The organism is Niabella soli DSM 19437, assembly GCF_000243115.2.
In the GTDB taxonomy this organism is placed as follows: domain Bacteria; phylum Bacteroidota; class Bacteroidia; order Chitinophagales; family Chitinophagaceae; genus Niabella; species Niabella soli.
The window spans coordinates 879,168-902,218 of sequence record NZ_CP007035.1; the positions used below are offsets into that span (position 1 = coordinate 879,168).

Consider the following 23,051-nt stretch of genomic DNA (forward strand, 5'->3'; position numbering starts at 1 on the left):
ATCAGCGGTGTATTAGATCTGCTTGAAATCAGCGGGAAAGCCAGATGCAACATTGTTTCTATAAAGAGTTTAAACAACTTCTATAATAAAAATTATTAATGGACTTATTCAGTCAATTTATAAGAAATATAAAGGATCGCTATCTTTTTACAAAGAACGACCGGCTGCTGCTGGCCGTAAGCGGGGGGATTGATTCGGTGGTACTGACGGCTCTTTGCCGGAAGGCAGGATTTGATTTTGCGATAGCGCATTGCAACTTTCAGTTGAGAGGCGCGGCCAGCGATGCGGATGAATCATTTGTAAAAACCCTGGCAGACCAATTTGAAATACCCTGCTTCGGGATCCGTTTCAACACAAAGGATTTTGCACTGGAAAATAAATTATCCACCCAGGAAGCCGCACGGGAACTGCGTTACCGCTGGTTTGAGGATATCCGTAAGGTGGAGGGGTTTGATTATATCCTGACAGCCCATCATGCTAACGATAACGTTGAAACGGTGCTGATGAATTTTTTCAGGGGAACCGGAATAAACGGACTGACGGGCATTAAAGAAAAAAACGGTGCTATTATACGCCCTTTATTATTCGCAAAGCGGAAGGAGCTGGAGGATTTTTTGGAAAAAGAAGGGTTGGCTTTTGTACAGGATGAAAGTAACCTGAAAAACGATTATACCCGCAATTTTATACGCAATGCAATGTTTCCCCAGATGGCTGCCATTTATCCGGAAGTAGAAAATAACCTGATAGCAAACATCGGGCGGTTTAAAGAGGTGGACCGGCTATACGGGGAGGCAATCAACCGGCACAAGAAAAAACTGGCACTGCAAAAAGGAGCGGAAATTCATATCCCGGTGTTGTTGCTTCAAAGATCCGTTGCGCCATCTACTATTTTATTTGAGGTGATTAAAGGATATGGATTCGGTGCCGGGCAATTGCCGGAAGTGCAGTGTCTGCTGGAGTCGGAATCGGGGCATTACGTCAGCTCCGAAACACACCGGGTTATCCGCGACCGCAAACACCTGGTGCTGGCACCTTTGCAACCTGCTGAAAAAACGCGGATAGTGATTGATGGGGCAGGGCGGTATGATTTTGATGGTGGGCATTTAATGATACGGACGGCTGCTTATGAGGGTGGAAAAATCCCGCAGGAGTTGGACCGGGCCTGGCTGGACGCAAAAGAGATCCATTTCCCATTGATCCTGCGCCCCTGGAAAACGGGCGACTATTTTTACCCGCTGGGAATGGAAAAGAAGAAGAAAGTATCCCGCTTCCTGATCGATACCAAACGTTCCCTTACTGAAAAAGAAAATACTTGGGTGGTGGAAATGAACAAAAAAATAATCTGGATAGTGGGGCAGCGCATTGATAACCGGTTCCGGATCACCGGTCACACAAAGAATATTATGGAGATCAGTTGTAATGAATGAGTAAAACCCGTTATTTTGGGGCTGATCAAAAAAAGTCGCCGGTAAGGCGGTGAAACGGTAAGTCTGAAGTAATAGAAAAATAAAGTATTCCCGTCTTTCCGGCTAAGTATTCGGGAAAAAAAATGAATGATAATTCAGCATGACAAAAAAGAAAAAAAGCTCGTTTTATATAGTGGTTGTTTTAGGGTTGATCCTGTTGTTTACCGTATTTCAATTTTTTGGACCGGTAACACATAAAACAGAAAAAGAGTTTTTGCTGGTGAAAACCGGCACCACCCTGGGGCAGTTACAACAACAATTGGTTGGGGAAAAATTCCTTTCCGGGCTTACCTGGTTTAAGCTGGCATCAAAAGCAGTGGGCTTTACGAATGTGAAACCCGGCCGGTATAAAGTGCCCGCGGGCACCAGTATTGTAAACCTGGTACGCCGGTTAAAAAACGGAAGTCAGACCCCCGTAGAATTTATAGTAACCAAACTGCGTACTAAAGAAGGCCTTGCGGGGCGGATGGGTAAATCATTCGAATATGATTCGCTGCAGGCGATCCGCTTTTTAACCAATAGCGATTCATTGAGGGTTTATGGCCTGGACAGCAACACCGTTATGGCGGCTGTTCTGCCTATGAACTATGAGGTAAAATGGAACACCAGGCCGCGCGTGCTTTTTGATAAATTTTATGCGGCCTATAAAAATTTCTGGAATGATACGCGTTTGAAAAAGGCCGAAGCACAGGGGCTTACACCGCTGCAGGTGGTAACCCTTGCTTCCATTGTAGAAGAAGAAACAAATGTACCTGCCGATAAACCAAAAATCGCGCGGGTATATATGAACCGGTTGATAAAAGGAATGCCGCTGCAGGCGGATCCTACGGTAAAATTTGCGTTGAAAGATTTTGGATTGAAGCGCATTCTGTTTCAGCACCTGAGCGTTGCTTCTCCTTACAATACCTATAAAAACAAGGGGCTGCCACCGGGACCGATCTGCACGCCGCAATTAGCGACGGTTGAGGCGGTGCTGGATGCGCCGCAGGCCGATTATATTTATTTTGTTGCCAACAGTAACTTTGACGGAACCAGCGTGTTCACTTCAAGTTATCAGGAACATATGAAAAATGCAAAAATGTATCAACAAGCCCTGGATGCACAGATTAGGAAACGGGATAGCCTGAACGCACTGAAATGAGCTGGATCCGCACTATAAAAAATAAAAGCAGCAAATCGGGACCTGTAAAATGGCTGGTAAAGAAGAGTAAAACCGCTTCGTTGCCGGGGTTTGATGAAGTGCCACCGTCTGATGTGTTCAAAAAATTTATTGAACAGTTAAGAGATGATAATATTATTGAGCGGGCCTCGGCAATTTCCTATAATTTTTTTATGGCGATACCGCCGACCTTAATATTCTTGTTTACATTGGTGCCGGTTATTATTAGCTTGTTGCCGTTCAATATTGATTTTGAATGGCAGGTCACCCAGTTGATCAAAGGGATTGTTCCCGCTGAAAAATATAATGGGCCTATTCTGGAATTTGTAGATACGATTATAAACGGCACCCGGCCCGATCTGTTGTCGATCGGTATCTTTTTATCGCTTTTCTTTTCGTCAAATGCCATCATGGGGCTGATGCGCTCTTTTGACAAAAGACTGCCGGGGTTTGTAAAACGCAAGGGGTTTCAAAAAAGAGGAAATGCGTTGAAAGTGACACTGGTGCTGGATTTCCTGTTTATTCTCTGCATTGCTTTGCTGGCGGCACAGAAAAGTGTTTTGGATTGGATCGGGATCGAGCAGGAATGGTTAAAGAACCTCATCAGCAGCACGCGGTGGTTACTGATCCTCTTTTTATTCCTCACCATCGTATCCTATATTTACCGCGCTGTGCCTTCGGTAAATAAAAAATGGCCCTGGATTACGCCGGGATCTGTGTTTGCAACCTTCTTTATGGTGATCCTTGCCTTAGGCTTTTCTTTATGGGTAAACAGCTTTGGAAAGTTCAATAAATTATACGGATCATTGGGCGCCGTGTTGCTGGTGCTCGTTTATATTTTTATCAACTCCCTTATTCTTTTGATCGGGTTCGAGATCAATGTAAGTATTCATTCAAACGCGTTAAACCGGGATACTGAAAAGGAAAATGAGGTCATTGACGTGTTGTTGTGAATGTTTAATATATCCGCCCCGACGGCGCAATCGGATGGGTTGAATGTTTGAGGTTTGACGTTTGACGTTTCACATCTCACGGTTAACAATTGACTTTAATGCTGACGGTGCAATCTTTACCTGTCATTCAGAATTCCCGTTGCCTTTTTTAATGTGATTCATGATCTCATCATGGTTGGCCAATACCTGGTCCAGCTTTTCATGAAGGATGCGCACTTCCAGTTCCGATTTCAGGTTTACCATATAATCCATTTTTGAACGGGCGCGGTCTTTTTCCTCCTGCCGGTTCTGGCTCATCATAATGACCGGCGCCTGTAAAGCCGCTATGCATGATAAAAAGAGATTGAGTAAAATAAAGGGATAGGGATCAAATCCTTTATTGTGCAGCCAATAGATATTTATAACCACCCAGGCAAATAACAAAATAATAAACAAAATAATAAACGTCCAGCTTCCCCCAAAACCAGAAACTTTGTCTGCAAGCCGCTGGCCAAGGGTTAGCTTATTATCGCCGTCCTCGTCAATCATATCCGATATGATCGTTTGATTGGTCATGGAAGAGATCACATTGTTCTCCAGTTCGGACAACTGGTGAATGTCGCGCAACAGGTATTTGGAAATATATTTGAGTTTGTATTCGTTTAGCTCGTTTGCCGAAATAGTATCGGAGCGCTTCAGGTCAGGCCGTTCCAGTTTAATGTATTCAAAGAGGGAACGCCGCAGGCTGTTGCAAGAGACCGCTTCCTTGTTATTTGTGTTGTTGGAGCTGCTAAATACAGAGTCGTTCATTCCAATAGTTTCTATAAAACTACGGATTAAAGCCTTTTTGTGAGGTAAAAACCATAGAAGTTATCGCCGACAGCGGGAAGAATAAAAGTGGTCGCGTTCTTTTTCCTCGCCGAGTGTTTTTTTATTTTGTCATAAACCCAATAGGCAGTAGTGGTGGAAGCGATGCCGATGCCGGCGCCCGCACAAACATCCGATTCCCAATGGGCGTTCCGCGCCACCCGGATGATGGCCGTGGCCGTGGCCGCCGCGTAACCGCCAACGGTGTACCAGACGGATTGATCGCCATATTCTCTTCTTAGGAATTCAGCGGAAACAAAGGCGATCGCTGCATGGGAGGAAGGGAAGGATTGAAAATCGGTCTTATCGGGCCGTAATACTTTTGTGTTTGATTTCAAGGGATAAACAATTGCCGAAGAAAGCCCGGCGGATACGGCGTACAGTAATGCCTGCTCTGCGGGTTTATGCTTCCCTTTAATGCCCAGGAAATCCAGCGCCGCGACGGTGGCGGCAGGTGCAAAGGCCGTATAATTTTCCGGCTGCAAAAAAATGGAGGGCTCTTTGTGAGCCGTATTCAGGAGGGGATTGCTATTATTGTTTTTATGCTCCCGGATAATGGTGGCAACGGTGCCTGCTCCCACCAGCGCTGCGGGGAGGATATAGGATTTATACGTGATCTTTTTGGGACTGAAGGCGGGTGGATGGCCGCTGGAAATAACACTATCTGCCTGGCCATAACCCGGGTGGCTTACCAATAAAAAAGCAGGGCTTAAAAAAAACAAGGCTGCGCGCTTTAGAAATTTTGTCAAAATGAGATTGTTTAACAGGATGGATTGTAATAGGGTATTGGGTGCGCAATTTAATGAAATTATTATCGGCCCGCCGATCTTTTCATGCTGCCATTCGCTGATCCGCGAATCTATAGGCTATTCTCGCTGCAGGGTTTCAATTAATCTATGTTAAGTGCCAGCCCCGCCAGCCGAATTATCTTTGTGCTCTAATAAATAATAATAATATGGAATTAGGAATCAGCATGTTTGGGGATCTGCATTTTGATCCTGCCACTAATAAAATCCAGGCGCCGGGTGAGCGTTTAAAGGAGCTCATTGAAGAAATAAAACTGATGGATGATGTAGGGCTGGACTATTTCGGTATTGGTGAGCATCATCGGCCGGACTATGCCGTTCCGTCACCGGAAATTGTGCTGGCCGCTGCCGCTACGGCAACAAAAAATATAAAACTGGGCAGCGCCGTTTCGGTTTTAAGCTCCTCTGATCCTGTAAAGCTGTATCAGAACTTTGCTATGGTGGACCTCTTGTCTGATGGCCGAGCCGAGATCATGGCCGGGCGGGGCAGTTTTATAGAATCATTCCCCTTGTTTGGTTATGATCTGAAAGATTATGATTCGTTATTTGAAGAAAAACTGGAGCTTTTATTAAAGATCAATACCGAACCTATAGTTTCCTGGAAAGGCAGGCATCGCGCGGCATTGAAGGAGCAGATGGTATTGCCAAGAGCTACGGCACCCATCCCTGTCTGGATCGCGGTAGGTGGCACGCCTGCATCGGTGGAACGGGCCGGAAGGTTGGGACTGCCATTGATGATCGCGATCATCGGCGGGTCGCCGGCACAATTTCAGCCTTTTTTTGAATTGTATAAGAAAACCTATCAACAATATGGGCATGATATGAATAAGTACCAGGTTGGTATTCATGTGCACGGATTTTACGGCGCGGATAGTGCCGCCCTGAGTGATATGTATTACCCTTTATATGCAGCACAAATGGACCGGATCGGCCGTACCCGGGGCTGGCCGCCCTACCGGAGGAACCAGTTTGACTTTGGGAAAACCAAAAACGGAGCCCTGGTCATTGGCGAGCCCAATGAAGTGATCGATAAGATCCTGTATTTGCAGGAACTCTTTGGTCTTACCCGTTTCGCCACACATATGGATACCGGTGCCCCGCTGCATAAAGACATTATGAAATCGATCGAGATCTACGGAACGAAGATTGCGCCGAAGGTAAGAGAGGCGTTAAGGAATAATAAATAATAAATAATAAATGTAGAAGGGCGGTGTGCTATTACAGGTTTCCTTCCCGTTTAGTACCAGGCATAAAAAAACCGGCTCGCGTGAGCCGGCTTTTTTTATGGTTTGTTGAAATTACCTATTTCTTTTGGGTGGCACCCGGTTGTGTTGAAGAGGGAAGCGGCGCTGTTTGTGCAGGAGCCGTTTGTGCGCCGGGCTGCGCTTGCGTACCGTTGTTAAAGGGCGCTGCAGGAGCACCTTGTTGCGGTTGTGGCAATGCCTGTTGTACCGGCTGCGTGCTGATGTCCTGTAATCTTCCGTCATTAGCGGATTTTGGTCCACCAATAAAAAAAGTAGCAAACAGGCTCAATAAGCCGATTATTGCTGCAAAGATCCAGGTTCCCTTTTCCAGGATGTCATTCGTTTGTTTTACCCCCATGAACTGGCTGCTTACACCACCAAAGGTTCCGGCCAAACCGCCCCCTTTTGGATTTTGTATCAAAACAAAAAATCCCAGAACAACGGCGGCTATTATTAATAATATTACAAAAAGCGTTACTAACATGTTTTATTTCTTTAAATGTTCAATTTTGGCTGCAAAATAAGCCTTTTTAGAGGGATTTTGCAAACTTAATTTTTGATAAATCTCTATGGCTTTTTGCCTGTTTCCCTGTTTGGCCCAAACTTCAGCCATAGCAGCGGTTTCTTCATTTTGTCCGTCCAGCGAGTTTTCCGCCATCTTTTCAATAGCAGCTTCGCCGGTAGCATTTGATTTCATTCCACCTGTTGCATCCGGGAGCCGGCGCATGTCCCTCAACCAGGAAGTAAAGCTTTTTAACTGGCTCCCAAAGCGGTCGCCCGCCGGCACTTCTTCATTCAATTTGATCCCCTGCGATGCAAAATAATCCACCGTATAATAAGGTGTGAAGAGCATATCGGCTTTAGCCGCTTCTAAAGGTTCAAATTTTAAACCCGGAATATTGATTGGGGTAACACTTTGCTGCGCGGGAGTTGTAACGGTTGCCGGATGAGTTATTTCCTCTTCCTGCGAAGGGTTTGCTATCTCCGCTTCATGAAAATGCTCCTCATCAGCACCAGGGGTTGCCTCCGGAGTGGCGGCGCGCGCATGGGTTGTGATACCGTTATTATAGATGGAAAACTGGTGCTGTAACAGCAGCGGATCGTTAAAATAAAGCAAGGTTTTTTGCCAATGCTTTTTTAATGACGGATCATTGGTTTCCTGCAAACGGGCGGCTAATAATAATTGTAATGCGGCGGAGTAGGGATGCTCTTCGGCCAGGCTTTTCATTTCAAATACTGACGAAGAAAAGTACTGTTCCGGCAATACGGCTTCTGCGATGGAATTAATAAAATTGTTCATAATGGCTACCAGTTTGAAAAGATCCTGTTGAAAATATCATCCGACAGGCTTCGAAGCATTTCGCTTTCGAGACTTTGTTCTGCCTGTTGCAATGCCATGGACCCGCTGTAATCAAAGCTTCTTGACACATCGTATTTATGCACTTTTTGAGCGCGTTTGTCATCAATGTCGATATGTACTCCCACGCTCAGACGGTTGGTATTTACCCGCTGGTTCGAAATACCAGAAGTGGAGAAGGAGTAAGTGGTAATGGTGCAGTTGATCTCCCAATCGGCATTATCGCCATTGGTCTGCGTCATTTTTGTCTGGCTTACGATCTTTTGCTTTAATGCCTCGGTAAGTTTGGGCGCCAGGCTTGGATTAACGTAAGAGGCTTTGTTCTGTATGATGTTCACCTTAACCACTTTGATGGTATCCGGGATACTTACGTCTTTGAAACGATAGACCCCGCAACCTGTTTGAATGAAAGCTGTAATCACCATCAGCAGCGATGCCACCAGGAAAAAGAACCCTTTATAATTCTTCAATATCATATTCTTTTAGTTTTCTGTACAGGGTACGTTCGCTAATGCCCAGGTCCATAGAAGCATCTTTCCTTTTGCCCCGGTGCTTCTTAAGCGCTTTGATGATCAGCTCTTTTTCTTTTTCCATTATATTGAGACTTTCATCCACCTCTTCGTGCTCGTCGATTGCCTGATCAATAAGAACAGGGGCTGCAGGCTGCTGCGTAATGGCCAGCGGCATCGGCTGATAAGCTGTTGGAACGGGTAGATAGCTGGAATCATGCCCGTTACCCAGGTCTTTTAATTCGTTAATGAGCGCGGGGTTCTGAGCAGCTACTGATGGGTTTTGCAATACCTCCAGGAACATGCGTTTTAGCTCGTTTACATCTTTTTTCATATCAAAAAAGAGCTTGTACAAGATCTCTCTTTCGTTTTGAAATTCATTTGGGTGCGGAGCGGTAGACAACGCCGGCAAGCGGTTGTTGGAATAGGGCTGCAGGTAGCGGCTCAGTTCTTTTGCGGAAACCTGTTTGTTTTCGGAAAGTACAGAGATCTGCTCTGCGATATTCTTTAGTTCGCGGATATTGCCGGGCCAGGGATATTCCAGCAGCAGGGCACGGGCCTCTTCGTCCAGTTGAACGGATTGGGTTTTATATTTATCGGCAAAATCGGCTGCAAATTTCCGGAACAAGAGCACGATGTCTTCTTTCCGCCCGGAGAGCGCAGGAACCCTGATCGGTACGGTACTTAAGCGATAGTAAAGATCTTCCCGGAATTTATTCTGTTCTACCAGTTTGAGCAGGTCCTTATTAGTAGCAGCTATCACCCGTACATCCGTCTTCTGCACCTTGCTTGATCCCACCCGGATATATTCGCCGGCCTCCAAAACCCGCAGCAGGCGGGCCTGTGTGCCCAACGGCATTTCGCCAATCTCATCCAGGAAAATGGTACCGCCGTTTACGGTTTCAAAATAACCTTTACGGGCATCTACCGCGCCGGTAAACGAGCCCTTTTCATGGCCAAATAATTCTGAGTCGATGGTGCCTTCCGGTATGGCGCCGCAGTTTACCGCAATAAACGGGTTGTGCTTACGCGAGGAGAGCGAATGGATGATGGATGAAAAAGCTTCCTTTCCCACACCGCTGTCGCCAATGATCAATACCGTAAGATCTGTATTGGCCACCTGTACGGCTACCTGTAATGCATAGTTTAATTCCGGGGAGTTCCCGATGATATTAAACCTGTTTTTTATTGATTGTAGATCCATTATTTGTTTATTAGCTCCAGGCTTCTTTTAAAGTAGCGGAAACGCTTGTTCAATTTATTTATACTCCGGGCAATCCTAACATTTAAGTCAGAAGTCCGAAATGTTTGCTATTGCACAATACTCCCAAACAACGTAGCCTGTGTGCAATCATTAATTGCTACCGAAACATAATCCCCTTTTTTATGCGCCGCTCCGGCTGCTTTGGGAAATATGACCACTTTATTCTGGGAGGTTCTTCCTACCCAGTCTTCCGCGCTCCGCTTGCTGTCGCCATCGATCAGCACTTTATAGGTCTGACCAATATCCTTTGTATAATTCTCCAAAGAAAGCCGGTTTTGTGTTTCGATGACCTCCTGCAGGCGTCGTTTCTTTACTTCCAGGGGCACGTCATCCTTATACCGGCGCTGCGCCAGGGTTCCGGGCCGCTCGCTGTAGAAAAACATATAGCTGAGGTCGTACCGGCTGTATTCCATAATAGAGAGGGTCTCCTGGTGATCTGTTTCCTCTTCCGAGCAAAAGCCTGCAATAATATCAGCGGTAATGCTGCAACCGGGTAACAGTTCCCGGATCCGGTCTACTTTACCTTTGTACCACTCCCGGGTATACGTACGGTTCATCAATTGTAATACACGCGTAGAGCCGCTTTGAACGGGCAGGTGAATACACTTGCAAATATTTTCATAAGCCGCCATGGTGTGCAGCACGTCATCTGTAATATCCTTCGGGTGCGAGGTAGAGAACCGTACCCGCAGGTCGGGCGAAATTAAAGCAACCTTTTCCAGGAGATTTGCAAAACTTACGGCATCCTGCTCCGTTCCATTTTCGGGGATATAATGGTAAGAATCCACGTTCTGCCCCAGCAAGGTTACTTCTCTATATCCTTTTTCGAAAAGATCAGTGCACTCTGCAATAATACTGACCGCGTCGCGGCTGCGTTCCCGGCCCCTGGTAAAAGGAACCACGCAAAAGGAGCACATATTGTTGCATCCGCGCATAATGCTCACAAAGGCACTTACGCCATTGCTGTTTAACCGAACGGGAGCAATATCCGCATAGGTTTCCTCACGGCTCAGCAGAACATTAACGGTTTTCTGGCCACTGCTGGCTTCATCCACCAATCTGGGCAGGCTACGGTAGGCATCCGGGCCTACTACGATATCCACCAGTTTTTCCTCTTCTAAAAATTTGGATTTTAGTCGCTCTGCCATGCAGCCCAACACGCCCACCAGCATTCCGGGCTTTTCCGCTTTCAGCTTTTTAAAATCGGTGAGCCGTTTGCGGACAGTCTGCTCTGCTTTTTCGCGAATGGAACAGGTATTGATAAAGATCAGATCAGCTTCCTCCATATTGCGGGTCGCTCCAAATCCTTCCTTATTTAAAATAGCTGCAACTACCTCACTATCAGCAAAATTCATCGCGCAACCATAACTTTCAATGTAGAATTGTTTCTGATAGGTGTTAGGGTCGCTTTTAAACGGTGCGAAAGATTCTCCCTGCCGCTGCTCATCATGTATCTTTGTTATCGCTAAATCTAACATAGTTCTGTCAATTAAAAATAAGGCAGCAAAGATAGGCAAATTCACTGGTTATATGACAGGATGTCAGTGGAAAAACCGCGTGTGCTGAGTGAATCGTGAAACATCAAAGGTCATCCGGATAGCTATCGGGAATCAAAAGCTCACGTTTGTCGTTTCACAAACCATAAAAAATATACTCTTACAGGTCTTTAGGAAGATAAAATTTATATTTTTCGAGCGGCTTCCCGTCTGCGTAGAGCTCAAAGTTGATGTATCCCGCTTTATAGAAATAGGAACGATCCAGTTTAAAGCGTCTTTCTTTTACGTCTTTCAATTCCAGGATGGGCTGATAATTCTCATTAAAGAATTTTATATCGTATTTCCGCTTATCCATGGGCAGTTCTACCCGCACATATTTATCGGGGGTAACGAAGATGTATTTGGACTGAACGAATCCTGAAGGCAGAAAGTCTGCGGATTTTGGCGGGGGAGCGCTGTTTACATTTACATCTTTATAAGCGCCGGCTACTCCTGAAGTATCAACCATCGGCTGTTTGGCCTTGGTCATTATATAACGCGAACCATCTATAAGCGCATACACGCGGTAGTACATACTGTCGTTGGGCGGATTGGGATCCGATACCCCGTTATCTTTAAGATTAGGATCGGGAGGAGAGCCAATAGACTGGAAGCCCCGGCTGCTGTCGAACGAGCGCTGCACGGAAATCATTTTTACCGAAGGGAAATTATGAGTCCATGAAACAATAACGCGTTTGCCGACCTTAAATACGGAAAAATCTTTAGGGAGGTCTTCCTGACCAAAAGAAAAATTAATAAAAGCAACGCCGGTCAATAGTAACAATAATATTTTTTTCATATCCTGAGCTCTATAATCTTCAATTTATGTACCAAACAAAGATAGGGTGGCTGTGTTTAAAAGTTAAAAAATTAACGTTCCTTTTGGCAGCGACCGGTTGCCCTGCAGACCGCCGCTGTGGATAAGGAGCAGATTTTGGCTGGTTTTAAACGCAGAAGCCAGCAAGGCCTTAGCGCCGTAAAAAAGTTTTGCTGTGTACACAAAGTCGGTTGGAATGGCGGTTGCTTCGAACAGCTCATTCATAAAACGAATTAATTCATCCGTATATTTTGCATAACCGCCAAAATGAAAATCGTTATTGATGAAACTGTTTCCGGGAAAGGGCCGCTGCAAAAGCGTTTCAATTTCTGCTGTTAAGCTTTTATGATTTTTTAAAACGCTGAAGCCGGCAATGCTGGTAGCTGCGGCGGTGTGCTGTAGTAATCCGGCCATCATAGTTCCCGTTCCACAAGCGCAGCAAACGGTATCAAAAAATGCAGGTGGATAGGGGATGGTAGCTGCTCCCCGCATACCCTGTTCACCATAGCCGCCTTCAGGGATAACATAAATATTTTCGCCGGACAGGGGCTCCGGTATCTGTCGCTCCTTATAAGCCATTCGGGAAACAAAATGTAACTCCATGCCCTGCGCCGCAGCGTCCGTAAGGGTTGGCGCGTAATGCTCCGGCTCCTCACCGCGAATAATACCGGCGCATTGCAATCCATATAATTTACAGGCGGCCGCTGTTGCAAGGATATGATTGGAGTAAGCACCCCCAAACGTGACTACTTTTTGCCCGGATGCTTTGGCCGCTTCCAGGTAATACCGCAATTTGTACCATTTATTGCCACTGATGAGGGGGTGAATCTGATCCAGTCGCAGTACATACACATTCGTGTTTTCTGTGCACAGCCATTTTACCTGGCTCAGTTCTGCTAAATCTTCCCGGATCTGTTGCATTGCTTTTAAGAGTTGGCTAATTTACCTATTTTTGGCATCTGACAGTTAATTAATCAAGTTGTAATATGAAACCAACATTAGTGATCCTGGCCGCTGGAATGGCCTCCCGTTATGGAAGTATGAAACAGGTGGAAGCCTTTGGCCCTGCCGGCGAAACAATTATGGATTATTCCATCGCGGATGCAGTTAAAGCCGGGTTCGGAAAAATTGTGTTCCTTATCCGGAAACAATTTGAGTCCAATTTCCGGGAATTGTTTGCTTCCAAGCTGGATGGTAAAGTAAATTATGAATTTGCTTTCCAGGAGCTCGACATGTTTCTGGACGGCGCTGAAATTCCCGGGGAGCGGACCAAACCCTGGGGCACGGGCCATGCGGTGCTCAGTACAAAAGGCATCGTAAACGAGCCATTTGCAGTGATCAATGCGGATGATTTTTACGGAGCAGATTCTTTTAAAAAAGCTTATGAGTTTTTGACCACCGATTGCAATGAAAGGACCTATGCGGTTGTGGGATATAATATCATGAACACTTTATCTGATCATGGCACGGTGAACCGCGGTGTTTGCGGGCTGGACGAAAAAGGTAATCTGAAAAGTGTGGTAGAGCGGTATAATATTGCCGAGAAAGGCGATGTGGTAGTTGCCGATGATGCTTTTGAGCCTAAGGAACTGGGAAAAGATACCACTGTTTCAATGAACTTCTGGTGCTTTCATCCTTCGGTTTTTAAATTATATGAAGAGCAGTTTAAAGAATTTATTAAAGAGAACCGGACCGTTCCCAAGTCGGAGTTTTTAATTCCTTCTGTAGTGGACCATTTTATAAAAGAAGGCGGCGCGGTAAAAGTGATCAAAACTTCATCCCCGTGGTTTGGCGTTACCTATAAAGAAGATGCGCCGGCGGTACAAAAGCAACTGAACGACCTGATCGCGAAGGGGGAGTATAGCAATGATCTTTGGGGATAACGGACGGCGGATACTTGTTACTGGGTGCTTGATACCGGATACATCCAGTATCCGGTATCAAGAATCGAGAATCCGGTATCACGGACATATTATTTAGAACTATAGATAATTTTAAGTGAATGTTACACTGTACACCATTCCTTTTATTTGACGGCAATTGCGCCGAGGCGATGACCTTTTACCAGGAATGTTTGGGCGGGACGCTGCGGCTTACTCAATTGAGGGATACGCCGATGAAAGATATGTTTCCTCCCGAAAAGCATGGCCGGATCATCAATGCTTATCTGAAAAGCGAAGCGATTGAGATTTCGGCAACAGACTGGATGGCATCGCCTGATTTTGAGCCGGTGCTGGGAAATACATTTGCGCTATTTGTTACAGGCGAAACCCATGACGAGTTAAAAACTATTTTTGATAAACTCAGGGACGGAGAACATAATAGCAGGTTGCAGGAGTTACATGAAATGCCTTTTGGAATATACGGGCAGTTTTATGACCGGTATGGCATCCAATGGATTTTTAGAGGGGCGCGGAAGGAATAAACGCAGAGATAGGCGCTGTTTTTTCACAATATCAATTATATTTACCTCTTGTAGAACGCGGAAGTAGCTCATCTGGTAGAGCGACAGCTTCCCAAGCTGTAGGTGGCGGGTTCGAGTCCCGTCTTCCGCTCATAATCGATTTCTTAATGTTCTGAGTGATAATCCGCAGTGAAAAATAAATTGATTTTATTGTGAATGCCCGATTTTAGATACTAGATGCTGGTTACTCGATATTGACGCGCGCTGAGAATCGAGCATCAATTGAATCAAGTATCGAGCAACCACAGAAAACTGATTTTTCATTTCTCCCGGGGCCCCTTATCTTTGCTTTTTAATGAAGCTTTCCACCAATCATTTACTCGGGATCAGGGACCTTACAAAAGGTGACATTTCCCTTTTTTTAGATACAGCAGCTCAGTTTAAAGAAGTTTTACAACGGCCGGTAAAGAAAGTGCCTTCGTTGCGTGATGTCACGATCGTGAATCTTTTTTATGAGAATTCTACCCGCACGCGTATTTCTTTTGAGCTGGCCGAAAAACGTTTATCGGCAGATACGATCAATTTTACAGCTTCGGATTCTTCCGTTTCCAAAGGAGAAACCCTGCTGGATACGGTGAATAATATTTTGTCGATGAAAGTGGATATGGTGGTGATGCGGCACAGCGCTACAGGAGCCCCACACTTCCTGGCGAAACACATTCCTGCCGCTATCGTAAATGCCGGTGATGGTATTAATGAACATCCTACGCAAGGCTTGCTGGACGCATTTTCTATAAAGGAAAAGATCGGCACCCTCCAGGGAACAAAAGTGGCCATCATCGGTGATATTATGCACAGCCGTGTGGCAATGAGCAATATGTATCTTTTAACCAAGATGGGCGCCAAGGTAACGGTTTGCGGCCCGCCCACGCTGGTGCCCAAATATATTGAAGAAGCCTTTGGCGTTACCGTAAATTATAACCTGGAAGAAACGTTGAACTGGTGTGATGTGGCCAACGTGCTGCGGATACAGTTGGAGCGGCAGAACCAGGTATTGTTCTCTTCGCTGCGCGAATACAACCTTTCCTATGGTATCAGCCGTAAACTTTTAGAGCGACTGAATAAAGATATCGTGGTGATGCACCCGGGGCCGATCAACCGGGGGGTGGAGCTGGACAGTGATGTGGCCGATAGCGGACAATCCATTATTCTGCAACAGGTGGAAAATGGTGTGGCCGTACGAATGGCTGTATTATATTTGCTTTCCAATAAGAATCAATAATACAAAAAACGTCTTATGGCAAGAATCTGCCTGTTTCCCGGAACCTTTGACCCTATAACGCTTGGCCACGTGGATATTATCAACCGTGCAATGCCGTTGTTTGATAAGATCGTAGTGGGCATTGGTATTAATACCACTAAGAGCCCGATGTTCAGTGCGGAAAAACGATTGAGCTGGATCAAAGCGATCTACCCGGACAGCAGCCGTATTGAAGGGCGCATTTATGAAGGGCTTACGGTAAATTTTTGCAAGGAGATCGGCGCTCATTTTATATTACGGGGTATCCGCTATGTGAGCGATTTTGAATATGAAAAGACCATCGCCGACGCCAACCGTACTTTAGACCCAACAATAGAAACCATCTTTTTAACCGGCGAGCCCAAGTATACCTCCGTTGCATCTACTATCGTAAGAGATATCCTGAAGAACAATGGCGATGCCAGTCCGTTTTTGCCGGAGGCGGTGTATTCGTCGCTCGAAGACCTGTGAGGTTTTTAAAATCTCACAGGTCTTTCGGTCTTACGAAACCGAAAACTTATAAAAGGCTTTAAAGGCGATATTTTTAACTTCCGGCCGGAAGCCCTGTTGCCTGCTGAGATTTTCAAACCAGTTGACGTAATTGGTAACGTCGGCTTCTGTTCCTGATGAAAGGAGTACCGACGTTCCATCGGAGTTCCGGGTGAGCGTGCCGGTTATGCTTAACTCCCTTGCTTTTTGTTCCAACTGTTCCAGGATAGCTGCATGTACCGGAGCACCTTTAATACTAATCTCTATTGTAATCATGAGTATGTATTTTGATGTTTTCAAAAACCGTTGCCGGTTGAAGGTAGGCAAAACGGGTTAGAAGGGTTAGGGTGGAAATGTTAAAAAAACTGGAGTCAATAATTAGCCGGGAATCCGGAAAGACGGGAGGGTTTGTTTTTCGGTCTTTTAAAGTTTACCTTCTTGCCGCTTTGCCGGCAATTCCAATCTTAGCCAAATCTATCCCCTCTGTAGTTTATTTTAAAAATCTATCCCAGGATTTCAAACCAGCGGTACTCCTGTGTTTCAGGCACATCTGTTACTTCTACCTGTGTAACGGTTGCGTTTGCAGGGCCTTTCCGGCACCAGTCTGTAAAGCGCTGCAACGGCTCCTCATCGCCAGCAGCATAGATCAATACGGAGCCATCGGATTGATTTTCTGCGGTGCCTAAAATGCCCATGATGTCGGCCTGCTCTTTGGCAGACTTCCGGAAAAAAACACCTTGTACTTTTCCGGTAATAACAATCTTTTTTGTTTTCATGTAAACAAATTTACACTGTTTTAAAAAGAAAGAAGCTTGACTAGTTGTTCCAGGTAATATTGATCCGTTTCATCAAAATGATTCAGATGTTCGCTATCCACATCCAAAACTGCCATCACGCTATTGTCCCGGATTATGGGAACGACAATCTCAGATTTTGATAAACTGCTGCAGGCAATATGCCCGGGAAATTGTTCCACGTCCGGAACGACCAGGGTTTGTGCCTGTTCCCAGGCACTCCCACAAACGCCTCTGCCTTTTTTGATCCGGGTGCACGCAACCGGTCCCTGGAACGGCCCCAATACCAGTTCGTCATTTTTCACCAGGTAAAAACCCACCCACCACCAGTTGAATTGCTCTTTTAATGCCGCTGCGCTGTTCGACAGGTTGGCAATCAGATCCGGCTCTCCTTCAATGAGGGCGGCGATCTGCGGCAACAGTGCCTGGTACTGCTCTTCTTTTGTTCCTTTGTTTATCAAAAGATCTTCCGCCATTATTTTTGTATCAATTGTTCATTAAACTGTTTGGAACCGCCTTTGGGAACAGACAGGCCCTGCCATTGGTCTCCTTTAATATGCTTACCGATAAATACGATCTGCCCCACGTGGTAGGAGTAGTGCGTTAACTGGCGCTGTACCGCTTCCAGAACGGTCAATGGTTTGGTTCTGATATAAATTGTCTTGTCAAGATCCTCCGGATGTAAAGATTCCAGCGCATTAAACAAACAGGTCCAGCCGGCTTCCCAAAGTTGTAGCAGTTGTTCCTGGTTCAGGTTTTGTTCTTCGAATTCTTCATCGCGCCTGCGCCATTCTTTTTCCCCGTCTTTGGCAAGAAAATCCGTCCAGCGACTGAGCATATTCCCATGCATATGGGTGATATTTACGGCCAGGTTGTTATTGACCTTGTCGGGGTTATAATGAAAGTCTTTGTCCTCTAATTGCGCAAACGTCTTTTCTGCCAGCAGTTTATAATCCTTAAACTGCTGAATAGCGCTTTTTAAAAAAATGGTTCCGTTCATTGTTGTGTTATTAGTTGCTGGATACTGGATGCTTGTTTCTCGGCGATATCTGGAATCAAGTATCAAGTATTCAGCATCATTCTACATTTAATATTTTACATTTCCACGAGAACGAGATCCTTCGCTGCGCTCAGGATGCCGCGTCTTATTAATTTGATATGCTTCATTTACACATTTACAAATTCTCAAATTTTCAAATTCTCCATCACCAACCTGCCGCCGCATCATCTCCACGATGATCTGCTACGACGTTCATTTTTCCGTTGGGCAATACTTTAATAACTTCTGTACGGCCGATTTGTTTACGGGTATACAATTTATAACCCATATCCTCCAGTTTTTTTGCGGTCGTGTCCGGAAAGCCCGCTTCAATGTCAATGCGATCCGGCAGCCACTGGTGATGAAATTTAGGTTTATTAACCGCATCATTGGGTGTCATATTAAAATCGATAATATCTACTATGGTCTGAAAAACGGAAGTGGGGATGGTTGTTCCTCCCGGAGTACCTACTACTAAGAAAGGGTTGTTGTTTTTTAAGACAACAGTAGGGGTCATGGCGCTCAGCATGCGCTTGCCTGCCTGGATGGCGTTCGCTTTTCCTCCAACGGCGCCATAAAGATTTGGAGAGCCCGGTTTGGCGCTGAAGTCGTCCATTTCATCATTCAGGATAAACCCCGCGTCTCCAATAACGGTCCGGCTTCCATAGCTGTTATTCAGCGTGGTGGTAACGGCAACGGCGTTGCCCTCATTGTCCAATACGCTCAGGTGCGTCGTTTCTTCGCTTTCGTATCCGGGAATGTTTCCGGGTTTTACCAGTGTACTATTGCCCGCTTTTCCCGGAACATAGTCCTTCATTCTTTCTTTAAGGTATGAGTCACTTCTTAATTCATTCACCGGCACTTTTACAAAATCTTCATCACCCATATATTTGGCGCGGTCGGCATAGGCACGGCGTTCCGCCTCTGTCATTAACTGCACCGAAGCCGGCGTTTCAAACCCCATGGCGCCGATGTTAAACGGTTCGATCATCTTCAATAGCTGGTTCAGCAATAGCCCGCCGCTGCTGGGCATGGGCATGCTTATGACATGATACCCCCTGTAGTCAAACTCGATAGGGGTGCGAAATTTAGCTTTATAATTTTTCAGGTCTTCCAATGAGATCAGGCCCTTGCCCCGCTGCATCTCATCAACGATCAACTGCGCTGTTTTCCCCTGGTAAAACCCTTTTTCCCCTTCATCACGAATGCGCAGTAGCGTTTGCGCCAATTCTTTCTGCACGAGGGTATCGCCAGCCTTCCATTCGGTTGCCTTTACAAAAGCAGTGGGGCGGGTGCTGTACTTTTTAAAATCATCGCGGTTATTATTCAGACCGTGCGCTTCATTGGCGGATATTTTAAAACCGTGTCCGGCCAGGTCGATCGCCGGCTGAATTAAAACGCGCATGGGTAACCTGGCATATTGATGTGCTGCAAACAGCCCGGCAACGGTTCCCGGGACGCCGCCGGAAAGATGACCGTTCAGGCTTTTCTCCCCAACGGCATTACCGGCAGCATCCAGGTACATATCTTTGTGCGCCTTTCCCGGCGCCATTTCCCGATAGTCTAACGCGATCCGTTTATCGTTTGCCAAACGCGCCACCATAAAGCCACCGCCGCCAATGTTGCCCGCCCCCGGGTAAACCACGGCCAACGCCCATTGCGTGGCAATAGCGGCATCTACGGCATTACCGCCTTTTTTCAGTATTTCCAATCCCACCTGGCTTGCCAGCGGATGGGCCGACACCACTGCGCCTTTTGTAGCGGTGATTTCTTTTGTAGCGGTATAAGAATAAGCGCTGTTGCTGTTTTGAGACCAGACCGCTGATGTATTAAAACTTCCTATGACAAGCAATAGCCAACCGACTAAAAAAGATTTGTGCATTCCAATAAATTTGGGACAAGGTAAGAAAGATTTTGAATTGTATATTCGTAACATGAAGCGGATTATTTTTAGTTGCTTTTTAATGAGTTGGCACTGGCTGGTTGCCGCCCAGGCGCCGCATAATTTGTCGGGTATCCGGATCCTCCGGGAGATCAGGAAATTAAATGTATTAGGCTCGGTCTTGTACCTTGCAGCCCATCCGGATGATGAAAATACGCGGCTGATCGCGTACCTGGCAAATGATAAATTATACCGGACCGGCTACTTGTCGCTTACCCGTGGTGATGGTGGGCAGAATTTGATCGGGGAAGAGCAGGGGGTAGAGCTGGGTTTGATCCGCACCCAGGAATTACTGTCGGCCCGAAGGATCGATGGCGGTGAACAATTTTTTTCGCGGGCTTTTGATTTTGGATTTTCGAAGAACCCTGAAGAAACGTTTTCCATCTGGAACCGCAACCTGGTGTTAAGCGACGTGGTCTGGATCATCCGGAAATTTCAACCGGATGTGATCATTACCCGTTTTCCCACCACAGGAGAAGGCGGCCACGGTCATCATACGGCATCAGCTATCCTGGCGAATGAAGCCTTCAAATTAGCGGCCGATCCCAAACAGTTTCCGGAACAATTAAAATACGTGCAACCCTGGCAGGCCAAACGTATTTTATGGAATACGTTCAACTTTGGCGGACGCAATACCACGGATCCCTCCCAGTTTAAAATTGATGCAGGAGGCTACAATGCCGCGCTGGGACAGAGTTACGGCGAAATTGCCGCTTTGAGTCGCAGCCAGCATAAAAGTCAGGGTTTTGGCTCGATGGCTACCCGCGGGCAGAGCTGGGAATTTTTTAAAACAACCGGAGGCGATGCACCGGCCAAAGAATTAATGGACGGCATTGACCTGACCTGGAGCCGCGTGGGAAGCGGTGGGAAAAAAATTGAGGAAGCCATTAACAAAATAGAAAAAGATTTTATGCCGGATCATCCTGCCGCATCCGTAACAGCACTGGCACAGGTATATAAGTTAATAGACCAGCTCCCCGCTTCTTATTGGCGGGATAAGAAAAAAAGCGAGGTTGAAGGCCTTATTGAACAATGCAGCGGTATTTTTATAAAAGCAACCAGCTCCGTACCAACGGCTTTACAGTCGGGGTCGGTAACGGTCAATGCCAGTATTATCAGTCGGACCGCTGCTCCGGTTTTGCTAAAGAGTATTGCTATCGGAGATAAAACGACGCCGGTAAATAAAAACCTTGAGGACGATATTTTGTTTAATCTGCCGGTAACGATCACCGTTCCGGGAACCAAGCCTGTGACCCAGCCTTACTGGCTCAAAGAAAAAATGGCGCCGGCTAATTACACCGTCAGTGATCAGTTGGAGATTGGTCAACCGGATGTGGCGCCCGCTTATACTGCTGTTTTTGACATAACGATTGACGGGAGCGATTTCTCATTTACCCAACCGGTTCAATACAATTTTGCAGACCCTGTAAAAGGGGAATTGTACGAGCCAATGATCGTGACGCCGCAGGCTACGGTTCAGTTATCTCCCAGGATCGTATTGTTTCAAAAAGGAACACCAGCAACGAAAAACCTGCGGCTGAACTTCATTTCAGGCAATTTAAAACCGGACCAGGTCTCGTTTGGCCTAAAGGGCTTGCCCGATGATAAGGTGCGCGCTGTGGCAGATACGGGCGCGGATGTATTGATCCCGGTATCCAGCAAAATGCTTGACCGTGAGGTGACAACGGTTAGCGGATATGCCCGCGATCAAAAAGGCAATCTTTATGATCAGGCATTAAAGGCGATCCACTATGATCATATACCATACATCAACTATTTCTTTGAAGATTCGGTGAAGTTGCTGAACATAGACCTGAAAACGGCTGGCCGGCTTATCGGCTATATTCCCGGTGCGGGTGATAAGGTGCCGGATGTACTGACGGCGATGGGATATGATGTGGTAGTCCTCGATAGAAATCGGCTGGCTTCGGAAGATCTTTCAAAATTTGATGCGATCGTTACCGGTGTACGTGCCTATAATATTCACGAGTGGCTGAATGATGAGTACGACCGGCTGATGGCGTATATAAAAAACGGAGGTAACTTAATTGTGCAGTACAATACCAATAATAATATCGGGCCTGTAAAGGCAAAGATCGGGCCTTATGATTTTTCCATTTCCCGGAACCGTATTACAGACGAGCATGCTGCCGTTCAGTTTATTGATCCGGCTGCGCCGGTTTTGAATGTTCCCAACAAGATCAGTCAAAAGGACTTTGAAGGCTGGGTGCAGGAACGGAGCACCTATCATGGAGCCGGGTGGGAGGCGCATTTGAAGCCGGTATTAAAAATGCACGACCCCGGCGAAGCCGATGATGAAGGAGCTTTGTTGATCGGGAAGTATGGTAAAGGGTATTTTACCTATTCGGGCATCGCCTTTTTCCGGCAACTGCCGGCGGCCGTTCCGGGCGCTATCCGGCTGTTTGCAAACATTATTGCCCTAAATTCGCAACCTACAACAACTACTAATGGCAGATAAGAACAAGGAAATTATGGGTATTGGGAGAGGAGAAATGTCTTTTTTGATAGCGATCGTTATCGGGTTGCTTATTGGAGTATTTATAAAGCGGGTACGTATCGGATTGATGCTGGGATTGATTTTGGGCGTGGGGATCGTTTTTATGAAGGGATTGCGGAAGCGGTAGTGAATTTCAAGGCAAACGCATCTAAATCATTTTATGAAAAAAAACAATTTGTAAGTTGGCATTGCTACAATAGTTGTGCATTTAGTCACAGAAAGGCCTGTTCAACTACGAAAATGCGGTTTGCAACATTCAGATGTGTTACGCCTGTAATAAAATCTTAGCTATTTTGCGGGATGTATGACAAATTCGCCTTTTTCAGCTCCGGCTGGAGCGACATGTTTATAGAAAATATACGAGGAAGGGATCGGGCTCCGGTAGGTGCCCCGTGTTTACGCGGTCCCGCTGAGGCGGGAGAGCCGATGCGCTCTATAATAACAATGCTATAAACACGGGGCGCTCTTGGAGCCTTAGCCCGCTTATTGATAATTATTTTTTTCGTGCCACCGCTTGTGATCTTCCGAGTTTCAAGATCATATTTTTGAAGACCTGCACAATGAGAATGTGCTCTCAAAAAATGGCGTTCTGTTTTTATTGATACCGTA

Annotated in this window: 24 protein-coding genes and 1 tRNA gene; 11 read left to right on the forward strand and 14 right to left on the reverse strand. The window is 46.1% G+C overall.

Annotation, left to right across the window (positions count from 1 at the left end; all coding sequences use genetic code 11):
• The first annotated feature begins 98 nt into the window (after nucleotides 1-98).
• The 3 genes from tilS to NIASO_RS03630 all read left to right on the forward strand — a co-directional run bounded on the left by tilS (nucleotide 99) and on the right by NIASO_RS03630 (nucleotide 3,578).
• Nucleotides 99-1,427: a tRNA lysidine(34) synthetase TilS gene (tilS, locus tag NIASO_RS03620; protein ID WP_008583414.1), complete on the forward strand. Its 1,329-nt coding sequence runs from the start codon at nucleotides 99-101 to the stop codon at nucleotides 1,425-1,427.
• A gap of 139 nt (nucleotides 1,428-1,566) precedes the next feature.
• A complete protein-coding gene (gene mltG / locus NIASO_RS03625; RefSeq protein ID WP_008583413.1) occupies nucleotides 1,567-2,607 on the forward strand; it encodes an endolytic transglycosylase MltG in 1,041 nt (346 codons plus the stop codon).
• On the forward strand, nucleotides 2,604-3,578 hold the full coding sequence (locus tag NIASO_RS03630; protein WP_008583411.1) for a YihY/virulence factor BrkB family protein: 975 nt from the start codon (nucleotides 2,604-2,606) through the stop codon (nucleotides 3,576-3,578). Before mltG ends, NIASO_RS03630 begins: the two co-directional genes overlap by 4 nt.
• A 123-nt stretch (nucleotides 3,579-3,701) precedes the next feature.
• Here the strand turns inward: NIASO_RS03630 and NIASO_RS03635 are convergent, their stop codons facing one another.
• Together NIASO_RS03635 and NIASO_RS03640 are read right to left on the reverse strand one after the other, a co-directional pair.
• Nucleotides 3,702-4,367, reverse strand: coding sequence for a DUF1003 domain-containing protein (locus NIASO_RS03635; RefSeq protein WP_008583409.1), 666 nt, complete (start codon nucleotides 4,365-4,367; stop codon nucleotides 3,702-3,704).
• 26 nt (nucleotides 4,368-4,393) lie between these two features.
• A complete protein-coding gene (locus NIASO_RS03640) occupies nucleotides 4,394-5,173 on the reverse strand; it encodes a phosphatase PAP2 family protein (protein ID WP_025298679.1) in 780 nt (259 codons plus the stop codon).
• Nucleotides 5,174-5,379: 206 nt separating this feature from the next.
• On the opposite strand from NIASO_RS03640, the gene NIASO_RS03645 reads away from it, so the two are divergent.
• Complete coding sequence (locus NIASO_RS03645) at nucleotides 5,380-6,417, forward strand: Atu2307/SP_0267 family LLM class monooxygenase (protein ID WP_008583405.1); 1,038 nt, start codon at nucleotides 5,380-5,382, stop codon at nucleotides 6,415-6,417.
• 115 nt (nucleotides 6,418-6,532) lie between these two features.
• Here NIASO_RS03645 and secG read toward each other — a convergent pair whose 3' ends face one another.
• The 7 genes from secG to NIASO_RS03680 form a co-directional block, all read right to left on the reverse strand.
• Nucleotides 6,533-6,958 carry a preprotein translocase subunit SecG gene (secG, locus tag NIASO_RS03650; RefSeq protein WP_008583404.1) on the reverse strand — a complete coding sequence of 142 codons (426 nt, stop codon included), beginning with the start codon at nucleotides 6,956-6,958 and terminating at the stop codon, nucleotides 6,533-6,535.
• Between the two features lie 3 nt (nucleotides 6,959-6,961).
• Nucleotides 6,962-7,774, reverse strand: coding sequence for a hypothetical protein (locus NIASO_RS03655; protein WP_008583402.1), 813 nt, complete (start codon nucleotides 7,772-7,774; stop codon nucleotides 6,962-6,964).
• A gap of 5 nt (nucleotides 7,775-7,779) precedes the next feature.
• Nucleotides 7,780-8,307 carry an LPS assembly lipoprotein LptE gene (gene lptE, locus NIASO_RS03660; RefSeq protein WP_008583401.1) on the reverse strand — a complete coding sequence of 176 codons (528 nt, stop codon included), beginning with the start codon at nucleotides 8,305-8,307 and terminating at the stop codon, nucleotides 7,780-7,782.
• Complete coding sequence (locus NIASO_RS03665; protein ID WP_008583399.1) at nucleotides 8,288-9,544, reverse strand: sigma-54 interaction domain-containing protein; 1,257 nt, start codon at nucleotides 9,542-9,544, stop codon at nucleotides 8,288-8,290. Before NIASO_RS03665 ends, lptE begins: the two co-directional genes overlap by 20 nt.
• Before the next feature lie 107 nt (nucleotides 9,545-9,651).
• Complete coding sequence (miaB, locus tag NIASO_RS03670; RefSeq protein ID WP_008583397.1) at nucleotides 9,652-11,082, reverse strand: tRNA (N6-isopentenyl adenosine(37)-C2)-methylthiotransferase MiaB; 1,431 nt, start codon at nucleotides 11,080-11,082, stop codon at nucleotides 9,652-9,654.
• Nucleotides 11,083-11,260: 178 nt separating this feature from the next.
• A complete protein-coding gene (locus NIASO_RS03675) occupies nucleotides 11,261-11,938 on the reverse strand; it encodes a hypothetical protein (RefSeq protein ID WP_008583395.1) in 678 nt (225 codons plus the stop codon).
• Between the two features lie 63 nt (nucleotides 11,939-12,001).
• Nucleotides 12,002-12,877 carry a 1-aminocyclopropane-1-carboxylate deaminase/D-cysteine desulfhydrase gene (locus tag NIASO_RS03680; protein WP_008583393.1) on the reverse strand — a complete coding sequence of 292 codons (876 nt, stop codon included), beginning with the start codon at nucleotides 12,875-12,877 and terminating at the stop codon, nucleotides 12,002-12,004.
• Between the two features lie 65 nt (nucleotides 12,878-12,942).
• Between NIASO_RS03680 and NIASO_RS03685 the strand changes: the two genes are divergently transcribed.
• The 5 genes from NIASO_RS03685 (at nucleotide 12,943) to coaD (ending at nucleotide 16,131) form a co-directional block, all read left to right on the forward strand.
• Entirely contained in the window at nucleotides 12,943-13,839 is an 897-nt protein-coding gene (locus NIASO_RS03685; protein ID WP_008583392.1) for a nucleotidyltransferase family protein, read from the forward strand.
• A gap of 119 nt (nucleotides 13,840-13,958) precedes the next feature.
• Nucleotides 13,959-14,381, forward strand: coding sequence for a VOC family protein (locus tag NIASO_RS03690; RefSeq protein WP_008583390.1), 423 nt, complete (start codon nucleotides 13,959-13,961; stop codon nucleotides 14,379-14,381).
• A 57-nt stretch (nucleotides 14,382-14,438) separates the two neighbouring features.
• Nucleotides 14,439-14,511 (forward strand) — tRNA-Gly (locus NIASO_RS03695).
• Nucleotides 14,512-14,715: 204 nt separating this feature from the next.
• The gene (locus NIASO_RS03700) at nucleotides 14,716-15,642 is read left to right on the forward strand and encodes an aspartate carbamoyltransferase catalytic subunit (protein ID WP_008583388.1); all 927 of its coding nucleotides are present in this window, start codon (nucleotides 14,716-14,718) and stop codon (nucleotides 15,640-15,642) included.
• A gap of 15 nt (nucleotides 15,643-15,657) precedes the next feature.
• Nucleotides 15,658-16,131, forward strand: a complete 474-nt coding sequence (gene coaD, locus NIASO_RS03705; protein ID WP_008583386.1) for a pantetheine-phosphate adenylyltransferase — start codon at nucleotides 15,658-15,660, stop codon at nucleotides 16,129-16,131.
• A gap of 30 nt (nucleotides 16,132-16,161) precedes the next feature.
• Here coaD and NIASO_RS03710 read toward each other — a convergent pair whose 3' ends face one another.
• From NIASO_RS03710 to ggt, 5 genes are all read right to left on the reverse strand, one after another.
• The gene (locus tag NIASO_RS03710) at nucleotides 16,162-16,425 is read right to left on the reverse strand and encodes an acylphosphatase (protein WP_008583384.1); all 264 of its coding nucleotides are present in this window, start codon (nucleotides 16,423-16,425) and stop codon (nucleotides 16,162-16,164) included.
• Nucleotides 16,426-16,652: 227 nt separating this feature from the next.
• On the reverse strand, nucleotides 16,653-16,925 hold the full coding sequence (locus NIASO_RS03715) for an acylphosphatase (protein WP_008583383.1): 273 nt from the start codon (nucleotides 16,923-16,925) through the stop codon (nucleotides 16,653-16,655).
• 20 nt (nucleotides 16,926-16,945) lie between these two features.
• Entirely contained in the window at nucleotides 16,946-17,419 is a 474-nt protein-coding gene (locus NIASO_RS03720) for a GAF domain-containing protein (RefSeq protein ID WP_008583381.1), read from the reverse strand.
• Nucleotides 17,419-17,943, reverse strand: a complete 525-nt coding sequence (locus NIASO_RS03725) for a DUF1572 family protein (RefSeq protein ID WP_008583379.1) — start codon at nucleotides 17,941-17,943, stop codon at nucleotides 17,419-17,421. Before NIASO_RS03725 ends, NIASO_RS03720 begins: the two co-directional genes overlap by 1 nt.
• Nucleotides 17,944-18,148: 205 nt before the next feature.
• Nucleotides 18,149-19,864, reverse strand: coding sequence for a gamma-glutamyltransferase (ggt, locus tag NIASO_RS03730; RefSeq protein WP_008583378.1), 1,716 nt, complete (start codon nucleotides 19,862-19,864; stop codon nucleotides 18,149-18,151).
• Nucleotides 19,865-19,916: 52 nt separating this feature from the next.
• Between ggt and NIASO_RS03735 the strand changes: the two genes are divergently transcribed.
• Both NIASO_RS03735 and NIASO_RS20295 read left to right on the forward strand, forming a co-directional pair.
• A complete protein-coding gene (locus NIASO_RS03735) occupies nucleotides 19,917-22,403 on the forward strand; it encodes a PIG-L family deacetylase (RefSeq protein WP_008583376.1) in 2,487 nt (828 codons plus the stop codon).
• Nucleotides 22,393-22,569, forward strand: coding sequence for a hypothetical protein (locus tag NIASO_RS20295; protein ID WP_008583374.1), 177 nt, complete (start codon nucleotides 22,393-22,395; stop codon nucleotides 22,567-22,569). Before NIASO_RS03735 ends, NIASO_RS20295 begins: the two co-directional genes overlap by 11 nt.
• The last annotated feature ends 482 nt before the right edge of the window (nucleotides 22,570-23,051 follow it).

What these genes read in the sequence shown, in the direction of transcription:
- coaD (WP_008583386.1), top strand. Translation starts at nt 15,658, where the DNA reads ATGGCAAGAATCTGCCTGTTTCCCGGAACCTTTGACCCTATAACGCTT.
- NIASO_RS03700 (WP_008583388.1), top strand. Translation starts at nt 14,716, where the DNA reads ATGAAGCTTTCCACCAATCATTTACTCGGGATCAGGGACCTTACAAAA.
- NIASO_RS03685 (WP_008583392.1), top strand. Translation starts at nt 12,943, where the DNA reads ATGAAACCAACATTAGTGATCCTGGCCGCTGGAATGGCCTCCCGTTAT.
- NIASO_RS03630 (WP_008583411.1), top strand. Translation starts at nt 2,604, where the DNA reads ATGAGCTGGATCCGCACTATAAAAAATAAAAGCAGCAAATCGGGACCT.
- NIASO_RS03710 (WP_008583384.1), bottom strand. Translation starts at nt 16,425, where the DNA reads ATGATTACAATAGAGATTAGTATTAAAGGTGCTCCGGTACATGCAGCT.
- NIASO_RS03655 (WP_008583402.1), bottom strand. Translation starts at nt 7,774, where the DNA reads ATGAACAATTTTATTAATTCCATCGCAGAAGCCGTATTGCCGGAACAG.
- NIASO_RS03720 (WP_008583381.1), bottom strand. Translation starts at nt 17,419, where the DNA reads ATGGCGGAAGATCTTTTGATAAACAAAGGAACAAAAGAAGAGCAGTAC.
- tilS (WP_008583414.1), top strand. Translation starts at nt 99, where the DNA reads ATGGACTTATTCAGTCAATTTATAAGAAATATAAAGGATCGCTATCTT.
- NIASO_RS03715 (WP_008583383.1), bottom strand. Translation starts at nt 16,925, where the DNA reads ATGAAAACAAAAAAGATTGTTATTACCGGAAAAGTACAAGGTGTTTTT.
- NIASO_RS03735 (WP_008583376.1), top strand. Translation starts at nt 19,917, where the DNA reads ATGAAGCGGATTATTTTTAGTTGCTTTTTAATGAGTTGGCACTGGCTG.
- NIASO_RS03690 (WP_008583390.1), top strand. Translation starts at nt 13,959, where the DNA reads ATGTTACACTGTACACCATTCCTTTTATTTGACGGCAATTGCGCCGAG.
- NIASO_RS03635 (WP_008583409.1), bottom strand. Translation starts at nt 4,367, where the DNA reads ATGAACGACTCTGTATTTAGCAGCTCCAACAACACAAATAACAAGGAA.
- miaB (WP_008583397.1), bottom strand. Translation starts at nt 11,082, where the DNA reads ATGTTAGATTTAGCGATAACAAAGATACATGATGAGCAGCGGCAGGGA.
- secG (WP_008583404.1), bottom strand. Translation starts at nt 6,958, where the DNA reads ATGTTAGTAACGCTTTTTGTAATATTATTAATAATAGCCGCCGTTGTT.
- NIASO_RS03675 (WP_008583395.1), bottom strand. Translation starts at nt 11,938, where the DNA reads ATGAAAAAAATATTATTGTTACTATTGACCGGCGTTGCTTTTATTAAT.
- NIASO_RS03645 (WP_008583405.1), top strand. Translation starts at nt 5,380, where the DNA reads ATGGAATTAGGAATCAGCATGTTTGGGGATCTGCATTTTGATCCTGCC.
- mltG (WP_008583413.1), top strand. Translation starts at nt 1,567, where the DNA reads ATGACAAAAAAGAAAAAAAGCTCGTTTTATATAGTGGTTGTTTTAGGG.
- ggt (WP_008583378.1), bottom strand. Translation starts at nt 19,864, where the DNA reads ATGCACAAATCTTTTTTAGTCGGTTGGCTATTGCTTGTCATAGGAAGT.
- NIASO_RS20295 (WP_008583374.1), top strand. Translation starts at nt 22,393, where the DNA reads ATGGCAGATAAGAACAAGGAAATTATGGGTATTGGGAGAGGAGAAATG.
- NIASO_RS03725 (WP_008583379.1), bottom strand. Translation starts at nt 17,943, where the DNA reads ATGAACGGAACCATTTTTTTAAAAAGCGCTATTCAGCAGTTTAAGGAT.
- lptE (WP_008583401.1), bottom strand. Translation starts at nt 8,307, where the DNA reads ATGATATTGAAGAATTATAAAGGGTTCTTTTTCCTGGTGGCATCGCTG.
- NIASO_RS03665 (WP_008583399.1), bottom strand. Translation starts at nt 9,544, where the DNA reads ATGGATCTACAATCAATAAAAAACAGGTTTAATATCATCGGGAACTCC.
- NIASO_RS03680 (WP_008583393.1), bottom strand. Translation starts at nt 12,877, where the DNA reads ATGCAACAGATCCGGGAAGATTTAGCAGAACTGAGCCAGGTAAAATGG.